This window comes from Wolbachia endosymbiont (group A) of Pherbina coryleti, from assembly GCF_964026875.1.
Classification (GTDB): domain Bacteria; phylum Pseudomonadota; class Alphaproteobacteria; order Rickettsiales; family Anaplasmataceae; genus Wolbachia; species Wolbachia pipientis.
In genome coordinates this window covers 572831-586031 of sequence record NZ_OZ034706.1, presented here as the reverse complement: position 1 = coordinate 586031, position 13201 = coordinate 572831, and the positions used below count along the sequence as shown (strand labels likewise).

Sequence of the window (13201 nt, the reverse complement as noted above, 5' to 3'; positions counted from 1 at the left end):
GGAAATTCCATCAACTGTTATTGGGTTATTAAGTGTTATAGCTTGCATGTTCCTCCTTAAAAAGTTAATTAAATAAAAGTCTATATCGGCTTTTACATAACTAATTTCTTTGTATGGTGCTATAAATAGGATTAGCTTTGATAAGAATCTTTTCTGTGTTCAATTGAAGTAATAACTACTGTATGTTCTGGTACATCTATATAATAAAGTATACGATAGGTACTCACCCGTAGACTACGTTGTCCACTTAAGTTATGCTTTAATGGCTTTCCAAGTCCAATTGGATCAACTGTTAGACGCTCCATTATTGCCTTCTTAATCATTAACTTTACTTTTGCTGGAAGAGCCGGAATGTCTTTCTTTATAACAGATTCTGAATAGTCTATATTGTAAGGCTTAATCCCAGAAGGCATCTTGATGTTTAACCCTCTTTTCTTTATAGCGTTCGTCAGCAATCTTAGATAATTCCATATCTTCAATTTCTTCTTCCATTAATTCAGTTAATAACTTTAAAACGGACTTGTCTTGAGATTGTGCTACACTAACAAGTAAACCAGTTAGCTGCTCTATGGAATTTGTATGAGCTTTAGAATCCATATTAACTATATACCTACAACTTCTTATATTTTAACATTTTTATGTAATTTTGTCAACCATATTAGATCCCTAGAATCGTTTGTAGCAAGGCCATTTGATCAACGCCATTTATCTTTCTAATCATATTTTCAGCATCGATCTCTATTAATTCATTACCACCTATAGTAAGTTTATAATAATGGGCAGCTACAGTACACTTCAGCGTTGCTTTCTCAGCAGGTTTCCAGTTGCCAAAGTCAAACTCTTTAAAAATGCCTCTTAAATTGATTATTACTGCTTCAATATCATTACCTTGCATTCCTCCACGGAGCGTTAAAGATACTGAGTTTCCATCTATCAAGCCAAAAAGTCTAAATAGTTCTGAATCATACTCAGCAAAAGTAAAGTCTGCTTCAAGCTTTTCCATGCCCATGTCAATATTTATTGGAATATCCATACCACCAGCTCTGTACTCTTCGGTTTTTATGGTAAGCTTCGGCAAGGTTATTTCATCTATTTTTCCTGCATAACCCCGGCCATCAACAAATACGTTAAAATTTCTCAGTATTTTCGGTAACACTTTGCTTTCTCCTAACTTATTACACTATTATTTACGAGATGAGATTTGAATGTTATTTGCTCAGCCGGATATGGTAGTGTAAATTCGAAATCAAAATATACTTTCCCGCTTGCAATATTTGTTGGTGTATTGAGCTCTGGAGTTGCATAACATTTTCCGCTAATAATCGCTCCTTGTACTTTTAAATTGGCCAAATAAGAATTCACCCCCTCAATCACATCATCTATATAAGTTTTGGTGATATTGCGATCAACTGCCCATAAATGAGCTCGAAGTAGACTATCATTGATTAAATCTGCAGTCCTTCTCACTGACAGAAAAGCCCATTTTGAGTCATTTGAACATGTTCTATTTCCCCAAAGCCTATAGCCGTTTTGATGAATTATCGTTGTTACTTCATTTTCATTTAAGTGGTTTGCTCTGCAATTTGCATAACCTAAGCTAAAATCAATAGGCCTGCTTGTGCCAACAATACCATTTATCTCTTTATTTGAAGGTGAATGCCAGAAGCCTTGTTCGCTGTCTATTTTAGCTATTAAACCAGCTACAAATGGACTCGATGGCAAGATTTTTTCTTTTCCTTCAATAAATAACTTAATCCATGGGTCAACTACGTAAACTCTTGAGCTGCCTACACTTTTTCTCCATTTTATTGCTTCTTCATCATTAGTATTTGGTCCGTCTGCAACAATAATTGCTCTTAATTTTTCTGCTATGGAAATTAAAGCACTCACTACTGGATTTACTCCATCTATTTCAGGTAACTGATGAGTAAACTGAGGTGCAATTAATATTCTTGGAGCAACATGAACTATACTTTCACTACTGAGGAATGCCTCTATCCCTTGATATTCTCCAGTCTCTTTATCAACTCCACCGATTATACTTTGAATAGTTTCACTTTCTTTGAGCTTTGGATCGCTGTTTTCACTTTCTTTAACTCGAATAACTACTACTGTTGCACCAATCTGGGAAAATATTCCATTTATTGCAGAAGGTAAACTGCCACTCTTTCCGAGCTTTGCTGCTTCCTTTAAGCTTCCTGCAACTAACACTGGTTTATTTAGCGGAAATTTTTGCTCATCTGCTTCAGGTGCAGTACCAATTACACCTATCACTGATGATTTAGCTGTACGTACTGTCTTTGCTCCTGAGGTTACCTCAATAACATTTACGCCATGTAAAAATTCTTCAGCCATTTCTTTGTATTTTTTTCCTGAAATCATCTAGCAAAGTCTGTAGCTCATTTTCACTTTTGGCTTCTTCAATCTTTCTTTTGGCTAAATCTTCAAGCTCTTCACATTTAATTATTGCTTTTACTGCTTTTTTCACTTTTTCCTCAATTATTCTTGCCATTTCAATAACCGTAATACCACGGACTTTTGCTAAAGGTTCTATAATTTCTTTATCCTTTTCATCTATAGATTCTGGTGCTGCTAGAATGCTTTTTGCGGCTTCCGCTTGAATCTCATAAGATTTAGCTTTTTGGTGAGAATGACCTGCATATTGGTGAGTATGATTATCATAATAGAAACGCATACTATCAAATGCACAAAGCTTCGCATTATCCAGTAACTCCTTTTGTATATCTTCTTTAGTACGCTGAGCAATTTTTCCTCCTTCTGTTAAACAATAGCTTTTTTGCCAATCAAAATCTTCTGGTGCTTCATACCAATCATTTTCAGTTGGCTTGCTTTCAAGTGTTGTTGTTTCTACTTGTTTATCATTTTCAAATCTAATGTAGATAGACATTGTTTGTTACCTCCAAATCTCATACGTGTTAGATAATCCTGGACATTGCCAACCCCTGAGCGTCCTTTCCACATCTACCTCAAGCCCTGTGGTGAGAAAATTGCTACGTATGTTATAAATCCCCCACTGAATAAATTGACCATAGTTGTGTACATAATTTGATGCAAGCATACCTTGACTAACTTGTGTTCTGGAATACAGATAAGATGATGTGTAAAGTAATATTGCAACTGTTTTTCCTGCTGGAATCTCCACATTACCAGATCCGGCTAACTTGCTATCAGAACTCGTGTATTGGTAAACATTTTTCCATACTATTTTTGAAATACTTGATTTATTAGAATTAGTGTTATCAGGAGTTCCCACAAATAATCCTGCTCCCCCATACTCCGTACTCGAATACGATGATCCAACAAATTCCATTGTCTTATTTATGTTCACATTGGTTGTATTTTTTACAAATACTACTCCAAGTGCAGCATACGGGTAATAGTATATCTCATCATAACTACCCGAAAAACTTTTTGTGCATAACTCTCCGTAAATAAATGTTCCTTTACTTCCCTCTATAAAACTTAGTTGTCTTGGCCGATAAAAACTAACGTAATCTGTATTGTACGTATGGCTACCTGCTAGTAGTTGTAACATATAGTCAGTTTTTGTTATATCACTACTCCACTTTCCAAGCTCTGTCGTAAAAGTTCCGTGGCCAAAATAATTATTTTTTCTGCCAAGTACACCAAATAAGAAAGGTAATGACCCTGGTTCAACCATGTTGCGCTTTCTTATTTCATTTATAAGAGACGCTTTTAACTGTTCATCCCGAGTTTTTACCTCATTCAAGATGTTTTCAATTCGAGTTTCTATTTCCCTAATAATTGATGAGCCACTTGGCACATCCATACGCGTCAAGTTAAGGAAATAAAGGTATGAAAGAGATAGAATAATAAGGTATAAGTTCTCCCAGATATACTTTTAGTGAGAGAACCAATGAATAAAATAACTTGCTTATCAAAAAAGCTCAAAGAATTTTTTAATGAAAAAGCAGAGAAAATCTCAATTACAACAAGGTTTATAAAAAGAAAGAGAAAGCTAAAAGGTTCATCATTCGTAAAAGCCATGGTCTTGGGTAATATAGGAGTTGATAATTGTAGCGTAGAAACAATGTGTCAATTACTAAACGAGGACTCGATAGATATAACAAAACAAGGTTTGGATTTTAGATTTACTGAAGAAGCAGTGGAATTTATGAAAAGGATGTATAATGAATCTGTGATTCTCTTTAAAAATATCTTGCAAGTTGATTGCAAAATCTTACAGCAATTTAATAGTGTTAAATTATTGGACAGTAGCTATATTACTCTACCTAACAGTATGGAAGAGATGTATAAAGGTTATGGTACTAGCTACAGTGGCTATGAAAGCAATACTAAGTCTGGAATAAAGTTACAATTAGTTTTCGACTACATGAATCAGATAATAGACCAACTTAATTTAACGGAGGGGGTAAGATCAGACCAGGGATATAGGAAACATTTAAGTAATATATTAAGCAATGATTTGCTAATATCTGATCTCGGTTATTTTGTGCCAAGTTCTTTTAAACAAATCAATGAAATAGGAGCTTATTTCATAAGTCGTCGATACCAACATATATGATGTAGAAACAAATCAAAAAATGGAGTTATTAGAATGTTGAGAGGATAAGTTATTTTTAGAAAACGAGGTATTGTTAGGAAAAGAAGCAAAAATTAGAGTAAGAATTATATGTCAGAAACTAACTGAAGAACAGTCTATGGGCAGAAGAAGGAAAGCTAATAGATTAGCAAGATCGCAGATCCTCTAAAAGAAATCAAAAATTGTTGAACTGGTCAATATTTATAACTAATGTTCCAGAAAATAAAATTAGTGCTGAGCAAGTATTAACGATTTACAGAGTAAGGTGGCAAATTGAGTTATTATTTAAATTGTATAAAAGCCATATCAGGCTTGATAAGCTAAAAGGAAAGCCATGCAGAGTATTATGTGAACTATATGCTAAATTGTGCGCAATTCTTATATTTCACGGCATAGTTGGTTGCACAGAAGTGAAAAAGAATACAGAACTTAGCTTAACAAAGGCATTTATTGAGCTAAAAAGGCGGGTTAGAGAGTTATTTTTAGTATTAACCAAAATTAATAGTTTAAAAGCATTTCTTAAAAAACTCACTATAACTTGGTCGCGATTTTCATTAAAAGACAAACGTAGAAGGGCTAGAGTATCCACTTTAACCTCTCTAAATTTGCTCACAATCTCTTAACTTGACGCGTATGGTTGCATAAATTGGCTCTTCTTTGGGCGATTTTGAACTCTGCGAATTTTCTATTAAAATTTTACTCTTCTTCTCTTGATAATTTGATATCTCTTTGTATACAGACTCTTCATTTAATGAACTTCCATAGCCTGAATCTTCTCTCTGCTCATATAAAGGATTTTCCTTTTGCTTTTTCTCTTGATAATTTGATATGTCTTCATATTCAGACCCCTGATCTAATGAACTTTCATAGCCTGAATCCTCAGAAGGATTTTCCTTAGCATCAGGCATACTAAAACTATTAGCTCCTTTTAGTAAAGAAGATGTAGACTTTGCCTTGCTTTCTCCATCTGAGGATATTTCTGATTTAAAGCGTACCTTCCTCGAATCTGGAGCAGCCGGAGGTGCTGTTGTTGGTCGCTTTATTTGCCTCATGCGATTACCACCTAATTTTTCTTTCGGCTGTTCTTCTTTTCGCAGCTCAAAAGTACCTTCCTTTTGCTTTCTACCTTCCAAACTCACTTCGTGTGATCTATCTTTTCCTTTACTCTTTTCACTTTGTTCTAAATTTAAAGAATCTTTTAAAATATTATTTTTTCTGAAATCTTTTTCTAATTGTTCCAAGAGATCAATTTTTTTTAAAATTCTTGTATACTTAGCTGCTGTTTCTAAAGTGAAACTTGACAACTCATCATTTACAAAATTACTTATACTACTGTTCTTGGTTGGAAAATTTTTTCCCAAAATTCTATTCATTAATGTTTTAAAAAGACCTAATGGCTGTTCTACATAATTGTTCAAGTCAGTATATATAACAAACTCAGCTATACCTTTTGCCTCACCTGTAAAACCTTCTAATGCATGAGATAAATCCCTTAACGTTTTGTTATATTGTTTCTCTGCATTTCCTAGCTTTACAGCTTTGATCAGAGAATCGAGATTTTTTTTATAGTTCTCACTTTTAAATGGATTATTCATACTAATTACAGCTCATTATTTATTGAAATATAGATCTAAAATATTAAGATCTAGTAAATATTACTTTTGTAATTCATGTAGAACTATAGCTATAATAAGTAAGATTCCCTACGTCATACCGCCGCGGTATCTCCAGATCCCGCTAACAACTTACTATTACCCACAAATATGAGGTTCGTGAGCAAGTCGCCATCCTTCTGCTAAATCAAAGAGACGTTTATATCCTTTCCAAAGAACATAAGGTCCTGGTTCTGGGTCATTTTTTCTTGCTAAATGGCCTCCAAGTTCATGAAACAGCTTCTTTTATGTTGGGAACTACACTTGGACATGGTTTTCTGTGTATTTTAACGTATAAAACTTTCCATTCCTCTTCAGCTAATAAGGTAGTACATGGTAATGTTGGGTTAGCTCTTGCAATTGATGTAATAAAGAAGATCCTCCAAGCAATAATACTCATAACTGTTAGATATCTCATTAGTCTTTCTGCTATTCCAAGCCTACATTCTTCAACTTTGAGACCGAATTTAAAATTTTATGTAATATCTCTATTTTCCATCTAAGGCAATTGTAAGTTAAAAACGTGATATAAAAGAGATAAGAGAGAAAGATAACCCTGCTCACTAGGAATAGCGGGCGTGCGCGACCGAAAGGAAATTGGTATTACAACCGTTGGTATCAAGGTACGCTAGCCCTATCTCTCGATACGTTTGAATAGTTGCTTGGGACATATATATGCACCCGTTTACAATCTTAAATTAACTAAAACTATCGAGGTTTATTATGGTTACATCTTATCAAAATTTTATTGGCATTGACATCGGAAAATTTAAAAATGTCGTTGCAATTCACAAACAGAAGAATGCTGTCGAATTTGATAATAATGCTTCTGGTTGGCAACAATTATTTCAAGAGTTTTCAGATATTCTACCTAATGCTTTAGTGACTTTAGAAAATACAGGGAAATATGAGCTTGGCTTATCACATTTTCTTACCGACAAAAATATTGCCGTGCATCGAGCTAATACTCGTAAAGTAAAAAGCTTTATTTTATCTCACGGAACTTTAGCAAAGTCTGATAGATCAGATGCAAGAGCTCTTGCTCAATATGGATTTGAACGCCATAGAACTATCTCTCTATTTGTACCTACCTCTACAGAACAATCAACTTTGGCTGCACTTTGTCAACGTCGTGATGATATTACGCAAATGAGAACTCAAGAAAAATGCAGACTTGAAGCACCGGAAAATGATCATATAAAAGAAAGCTGTCAAAAGACCATTGAGTTTTTCGATAGTCAAATAAACGAACTCAATGATACTATACAAAAGATTATTGATGAAAGCCGCGAATTACAACAACGCCAAAAAATTCTTAAAACAGTTCCTGGAATAGGTAAAAAGTTATCACAAGATTTTTTGTGTTTAATGCCAGAGCTTGGTTACTTAAATAGAAAAGAAGTAGCAAGTCTTGCCGGAGTTGCACCGCATCCAAAAGAAAGTGGTAAAGCTGTTGGTTACCGAAGGATTACAGGTGGTAGAAGTAACGTTCGTTCAAAGCTCTTTACAGCCGCTATGGCTGCTACAAGGTCGAAATCTATACTTGGCGCCTTTTATTCTAAGCTTGTTGAAAGTGGTAAGAAGAAGATGGTGGCTATAACAGCCCTAATGCGTAAAATTATAGTAATTGCTAATACAAGACTTAAAGAAGCAATTAATTTGCATACTTAAAAATCTTCACAACGGTAACTGAAATTGGCTAATGAATATGTGCGTCCACACAGACTTAAAGCACATATTCATTAGCTTAAGCAGAAATTGCTGTGGTAGCTGTTTGATATAAAATTCTATTTCTATGACAAACGGGTTTTTATTGCCCATATAATTTGCAAAATTACACAAATAAAAAAATTTTTAAAAAACATAGTTGATACCAACTAATTTTTTCAACAGCTTCATCGAAAGTATTAACTGAAAGATTCGTTAATAGCATCCATTCTAGCGGTTTTTTTTTAAGGGAAGGGGAGTTTTCTCAACAACATAAACTGCATAAAGTGGTAATTTAGGTAGTTCTTCCGTCTTATGCCTAATATTATTCTTAGATGGATTCATCATAAACTTTCCAAATCTAACTTCCAAACGTGCTGTTCTTTTTGGCTTATTATCTTTTACAGGAACTTCAACTTCTACCGTACCTGTACAATGAGAGGATTTAATAAATGCCCATAACTTCTGCTCACCTTTTTCAGGATATCGAGATTTTCTATTTACTGCTCTATCTCTGCATGCTCTAACTAGCACTGCCGAATTAAGATTATGTGCAAGCTCAAAAAAGTCATATATATCTGCTTCTCTATCGCATACAGTTATAGTCTCAGTTTGAGTTGGATCAATAATATTATTTGTTTTTCTTAAAGTTTCCAACCACTTTACGCTTTCTTTATCTTCAATGCGATCGCTCTTTTTTTTAAGGTTCTCAGTTTCTTCAGGTCTTGAATAAACTTTTTGATCTAGTATCCCTAGTACCAAACCTTCTATACTAACGGCAAGAGCTGTATGCATTATAATACCTTTTGCAGTATCATAACTGGACAAATTTGCTAATCCGCTTGTTTTTTTATGGTTATTATATACAATGTAACTGGTATCTTGAATGACAAGAACCCTCTTGTGAGCTTTTGTTCTCTCAACCGTCTTATTAATATGTGTAGCTAAAATATCACTTTCTTTTACATTCTCATTTTGAAAAAAACGGTATGCTGCTTTTGCTTCTGACCAACTTCCGCATGCCTCATTAATTGAGCTTTCAGGTAAACTTATCAAACTATCAGCAATCTTTACTAATCGGTCAGTTAATCTTTTATCTCCAAATTCATTTTTAGCCCATTCACTACTTTTACTTGCCATTTTACACCCTCAATATTTGCAAACTTTAATATTGTAATATTTTACTTTTTAGTCCATTTATATTTGTGGGTAATAGTAAGGAATGACACCGTCTTGGATGGAAACCAGTGTCAGCTACTTTCATGACACCATCACAAGGTGAAACTGGATCGCAGTGGGCTTTGTTGCATCGCTCAAGTGAAAAGAACTGGCAGTTACTGACAAAATTCATTATAAATAGCCATTTAACTGTTGAAGAAAAAATATGCCACAAAAAATGAGAGTCAGTAACTGCCATGAATATAACAAATTTCTCCAAGAAAGAGGAAGCATTTTTTGTTATATCAATGACGCCATAGAAAATTGGTACGAGAATTGTCCAAAAATGCAGGGCGGCAACTATATTTATAGTGATAAAGTTGTGATTTTGGTGCATATAATCGTCAGTTTCTTTAGAATTGGTTTAAGACAAACAGTCGGGTTTATAAAAGGGTATTTGTAACAAATAGGAAGAGATTTGGCAGTTATCAGCTATTCACAAGCATCAAGAAGGTTTAAGAAACTTAATATTAAGATAAATGATTGCAGAAAATAATATGGAAGATATCGAAATTGCTATAGACAGTACAGGAATTAGTATATACAACAACATACAGCAAGGAAAATAGCACTGACAGAAAATATCGTGGCTATGAGCAAACGAGAAAATTGCACGTAATGTTGAATATAAACAACAAAAAAGCCATAGCTGTAAAATACAGTAACGGTGTCTACTCTGATCACTATGGAGCTTGTGATTTGCTAAAAGAAGTTGATTTTCAGCATGCCATAAAAGCACTATATGCAGATAGAGCATGTGATAGGCACAAGTTTTATAAGTTGTGTAACGAATATGATATAAAGACAAAAATTCCACCAATAAACAATGCGGCAGAACATCCAGAAATAGATTATATGTCTAACAGGAATGCTGCTATTAGGTTAATAAAATTATACGGTGAAGATGGCATGAAAGAATGGAAAAAAGAAGTAAATTATGGGAAAAGATCTTATATTGAAGGGTTTTTCTCAAGATTAAAGCAAATATTCGGATTTAGTTTTAGGAATAAATCTGAGATAAATCGAGAAAAAGAACTAAATGCTATTTGCTTAATAAATTCACTGATATTGGTATGGCTAAATTTGAGATAGTTACATGAATTTACCATAAATCACCATCTCATAAAGTGTGATGCAACAAAGCCATCCCAGTGTCTGGGCACTGGGATGACACCCTTTTGGATGGAAACCAGTGTCAGGTACTCGGATGACACCATTTACAACCACTCTCCTACCCTTTCTAGCTGTTTATAGCTGTTAAATCTCAGGAATTTATCAAAATATGGAGAGGCAATAAAGGGTGTGGAATTACTTAAATAGTTAGATAAAAAACCAGGCAGATCATTTTTTAATTCTTGCATTTTGTATCTATAATTTTGTATAGAAATAACTTTTATTTTATCATAATCAAGTTTCCAATAAGCAAGTTCTGAGACTTCTCTTTTTGTTATATGTTCTACCGCTAAGGCTTGTAAAATTAATTGCGGAAAAAATCCCGACATTACTTCTTCATTGGAAGGTGGTGTACCAAGCTTATAGTCTATAATTGCCACTTGCCCACTTGGTAGATACTCAACTCTATCACATCTTGCTATCAGTGAAATTTCTTGTGGCTTATTTGTCATCCAAGCAGTTTCATACTGATCACAAGAACCAGTGTCACGCGCTGGAATATGAAATATCGGACAGGAAAAGTTCTTTTCCAACTCAACATAATTGCTTCGAGTTTCATCAAATTCGACAAAAGATTGAATTATCTTTTGTAGTCTTACCCACCACATATTTGAAAAATTAAACTGACTAGTCGAGAATGCTTCTCGTGCAATGCTCATTGGAGATTTTTTGTTGCGTAAATATCTTGCAAGAATGTTGTGTACCATAGTGCCAAATTCCAATATCGATGGCTTAAAATTCAAGTCTCTTAATTGTTTAAGGCCCAGTATATATTCAACGTAAAATGAATAAGGATTACGAATTAGCTTTTCTATTGCACTGCAAGACATCACCTGCATTTTTTCTTTTCTAACTTCGGTTTGAGGTTTTGGCATAGGCTGAGTACATGGAACAGTACATTCAGGCGTATTTAATATCCTTAGCCAATCACGATACGGCTGCTTCCCCTCCTTGAGTAGAATTTCCAAACGCTGCAATAGAATTGGTTTTCTATGGCTTAGCGATCTTGTAATATAAACCTTACTTGCACAAAACAAATTGTGTAAAGTATAAAAAAAATACCCCTGCTCTTCTTGCACGGAAGGAAGATTAAATTTTTCTCTCGTAAATGCATTCAAAAGCGGATTTTGAAAGCTTGGCGCTTCATTAAATCCAGCAAGTATTACAACTTTGTTGTGATATAAGCTGAATTTATTCAAGTCACTTGCTACAGAGAAAAACTCTTTCTCTAAAAATAAGGTCAGAATTTGGCTATATAACTCTAAGGAGCATTTAATTCCTACACCCTCACATGCATTTGAGAAATTACAGGTAAAATTACCTATTTCACTATTTAGCTCTGAAAAATTTATACCAGATAATATATTAATACACTGCAAATGAGTTGCTACCACATCAAAAATAGAGCAATTTATAGAACGAAGTAAAGGATTAAATATAACCTCTAACTTACTGATAATAAGTAATATATCTTCTTTGTATTTTAGCTTTTTATGGGCATTGATAGCATTTATAATATCGCTCAGGCCATTTGTACTAAAGTTGCGTAATATCTCTATTTCAAATTCAGATAAAATCCGAGTGTACTCTTCTTGAGTGTAACCAAAAGTCACTAGCCTATGTTTAAGGAGCGAAAGTAATGATACACTGCTCCAATTTGAGGTCAAAACTTCGATACTATAAAGCAGAAGCGTTATATAAGGGTAATTTTCCGGTATGGCACTGTGTTGCCTTGATAAACATGCTATACGAGCTGCAAGTAATTTATCAAAGACGACCAAAGAAATGTTTTCATAACCTTCATTTTCTATAATTAATGATGTCACTTGTGCTTCTTCCTCTCTGGAATCACAAGTGATGACTTCAATATTGCCAACATGTCCACTACTAACTTTGCTTAGATCGGCAGTTGTATCAAAGACGTAATCTAGATATTCCTCAGGACTTCCTGTTATCCCAGCCCTTTCTTCTGTCATCCCAGTGCTTGACACTGGGATCCAGTTTTCATTATACAGCCACCTGGTGCGCTCATTTAAAGTTAAGTTTTCTGGATCCCAGTGTCTGGGCACTGGAGAACACGCTTCTGGCAGAAAACTTACATCCTCTCTGCCTATACTTAAATAACCTAGCAGATCTTTCAGACAATATTGATAGTGTTTTTTATCAAGCAATTTCCAGTCTTTCTCTTTAATTTTCAAATTCAGGTTAGGCAAAATTATTTTTCCAAATGGCAGATCATATATAGCCTTAATTAACGACTTATCCTTTCCAATTCCAACAAAGATTATATATTGGTCTTTTTGTAAAGAGGTTATCATACTGTTTATGTAATCACTCTTATGTTCTAATATATCTACTACTCCTAAATCTTTTAAAATTTTATTCCATGTTTCAATAAGTAAATTTATGAAACTTTCTATTTTTTTTGAATGTTCATCGAACTCTGCCATTTGGGTATACTGAATTTTATCAAGCAATGATGGCAGGCTATAAGCTAAATCAATTGGAAAATTATCATTATTTTTTCTATTCCACTCCAATATGAATTGAATGAGTAGCAGCGTCCTTTTTGTTGGCTTGATAACTTTGACTCTATCAAGATTTAATATTAAATCCTCCTCATCGATGTTCTCTAGCGAAACTATCTCTGGCAAAATTATGCATTTTTTAGCGTTATAATTCTTGAATGCACTCAGCAGCGCTATCACATCCCTCTTGCAAGGAAGTATGATCTTTACTTCAGGGATTTTTTCTCTTTCATATTCAGAAAATATATGCTGAACCAGCACATCAAAAAGAGATTCATCCACATTAACGGTAAAAGCTCTTCCCACTAACAGTAACAATTAATACAATACTTTTATTG

The 13201-nt window shown here is 34.1% G+C and carries 9 protein-coding genes and 5 pseudogenes; 4 read left to right on the top strand and 10 right to left on the bottom strand.

The window, feature by feature from the left end; translation table 11 throughout:
• Positions 1–131 precede the first annotated feature (131 nt).
• The 6 genes and pseudogenes from AAGD87_RS03010 to AAGD87_RS02985 form a co-directional block, all read right to left on the bottom strand.
• Positions 132–413 (bottom strand): type II toxin-antitoxin system RelE family toxin, encoded by a 282-nt coding sequence (locus AAGD87_RS03010; protein WP_010082215.1) that lies wholly within the window; start codon positions 411–413, stop codon positions 132–134.
• Positions 397–597 carry a hypothetical protein gene (locus tag AAGD87_RS03005; protein WP_007303020.1) on the bottom strand — a complete coding sequence of 67 codons (201 nt, stop codon included), beginning with the start codon at positions 595–597 and terminating at the stop codon, positions 397–399. The genes AAGD87_RS03010 and AAGD87_RS03005 overlap by 17 nt, the downstream gene beginning before the upstream one ends.
• Before the next feature lie 61 nt (positions 598–658).
• Positions 659–1156 carry a phage major tail tube protein gene (locus AAGD87_RS03000; RefSeq protein ID WP_010082216.1) on the bottom strand — a complete coding sequence of 166 codons (498 nt, stop codon included), beginning with the start codon at positions 1154–1156 and terminating at the stop codon, positions 659–661.
• 11 nt (positions 1157–1167) lie between these two features.
• Positions 1168–2355 (bottom strand): phage tail sheath subtilisin-like domain-containing protein, encoded by a 1188-nt coding sequence (locus tag AAGD87_RS02995; RefSeq protein WP_174515985.1) that lies wholly within the window; start codon positions 2353–2355, stop codon positions 1168–1170.
• A complete protein-coding gene (locus AAGD87_RS02990) occupies positions 2348–2908 on the bottom strand; it encodes a hypothetical protein (RefSeq protein WP_155968663.1) in 561 nt (186 codons plus the stop codon). Before AAGD87_RS02990 ends, AAGD87_RS02995 begins: the two co-directional genes overlap by 8 nt.
• A gap of 6 nt (positions 2909–2914) precedes the next feature.
• Positions 2915–3808: pseudogene (locus AAGD87_RS02985) on the bottom strand (hypothetical protein); the annotation flags it as partial.
• 90 nt (positions 3809–3898) lie between these two features.
• Between AAGD87_RS02985 and AAGD87_RS02980 the strand changes: the two are divergent.
• Positions 3899–5208: pseudogene (locus AAGD87_RS02980) on the top strand (IS4 family transposase).
• A 9-nt stretch (positions 5209–5217) separates the two neighbouring features.
• Here the strand turns inward: AAGD87_RS02980 and AAGD87_RS02975 are convergent.
• Both AAGD87_RS02975 and AAGD87_RS02970 read right to left on the bottom strand, forming a co-directional pair.
• A pseudogene (locus AAGD87_RS02975) lies at positions 5218–6180 on the bottom strand (hypothetical protein); the annotation flags it as partial.
• Positions 6181–6336: 156 nt separating this feature from the next.
• A pseudogene (locus AAGD87_RS02970) lies at positions 6337–6744 on the bottom strand (IS4 family transposase); the annotation flags it as partial.
• Positions 6745–6960: 216 nt separating this feature from the next.
• Here AAGD87_RS02970 and AAGD87_RS02965 point away from each other — a divergent pair.
• Positions 6961–7908 (top strand): IS110 family transposase, encoded by a 948-nt coding sequence (locus tag AAGD87_RS02965; RefSeq protein ID WP_209472550.1) that lies wholly within the window; start codon positions 6961–6963, stop codon positions 7906–7908.
• 193 nt (positions 7909–8101) lie between these two features.
• Here AAGD87_RS02965 and AAGD87_RS02960 read toward each other — a convergent pair.
• Positions 8102–9084 (bottom strand): annotated as a pseudogene (locus AAGD87_RS02960) (IS4 family transposase); the annotation flags it as partial.
• 244 nt (positions 9085–9328) lie between these two features.
• Here AAGD87_RS02960 and AAGD87_RS02955 point away from each other — a divergent pair.
• Positions 9329–9565 carry a transposase gene (locus tag AAGD87_RS02955; protein WP_264339149.1) on the top strand — a complete coding sequence of 79 codons (237 nt, stop codon included), beginning with the start codon at positions 9329–9331 and terminating at the stop codon, positions 9563–9565.
• A gap of 215 nt (positions 9566–9780) precedes the next feature.
• Entirely contained in the window at positions 9781–10254 is a 474-nt protein-coding gene (locus AAGD87_RS02950; RefSeq protein ID WP_341817516.1) for a transposase, read from the top strand.
• A 125-nt stretch (positions 10255–10379) separates the two neighbouring features.
• On the opposite strand, the gene AAGD87_RS02945 is transcribed toward AAGD87_RS02950, so the two are convergent.
• Positions 10380–13169 (bottom strand): WPE palindromic element domain-containing protein, encoded by a 2790-nt coding sequence (locus AAGD87_RS02945; protein ID WP_341817795.1) that lies wholly within the window; start codon positions 13167–13169, stop codon positions 10380–10382.
• Positions 13170–13201 lie beyond the last annotated feature (32 nt).

Excerpts from the sequence above, each read along its gene's own strand:
- AAGD87_RS02990 (WP_155968663.1), bottom strand. The coding sequence starts at position 2,908 with ATGTCTATCTACATTAGATTTGAAAATGATAAACAAGTAGAAACAACA.
- AAGD87_RS03010 (WP_010082215.1), bottom strand. The coding sequence starts at position 413 with ATGCCTTCTGGGATTAAGCCTTACAATATAGACTATTCAGAATCTGTT.
- AAGD87_RS02950 (WP_341817516.1), top strand. The coding sequence starts at position 9,781 with ATGTTGAATATAAACAACAAAAAAGCCATAGCTGTAAAATACAGTAAC.
- AAGD87_RS02995 (WP_174515985.1), bottom strand. The coding sequence starts at position 2,355 with ATGGCTGAAGAATTTTTACATGGCGTAAATGTTATTGAGGTAACCTCA.
- AAGD87_RS02965 (WP_209472550.1), top strand. The coding sequence starts at position 6,961 with ATGGTTACATCTTATCAAAATTTTATTGGCATTGACATCGGAAAATTT.
- AAGD87_RS02955 (WP_264339149.1), top strand. The coding sequence starts at position 9,329 with ATGCCACAAAAAATGAGAGTCAGTAACTGCCATGAATATAACAAATTT.
- AAGD87_RS03005 (WP_007303020.1), bottom strand. The coding sequence starts at position 597 with ATGGATTCTAAAGCTCATACAAATTCCATAGAGCAGCTAACTGGTTTA.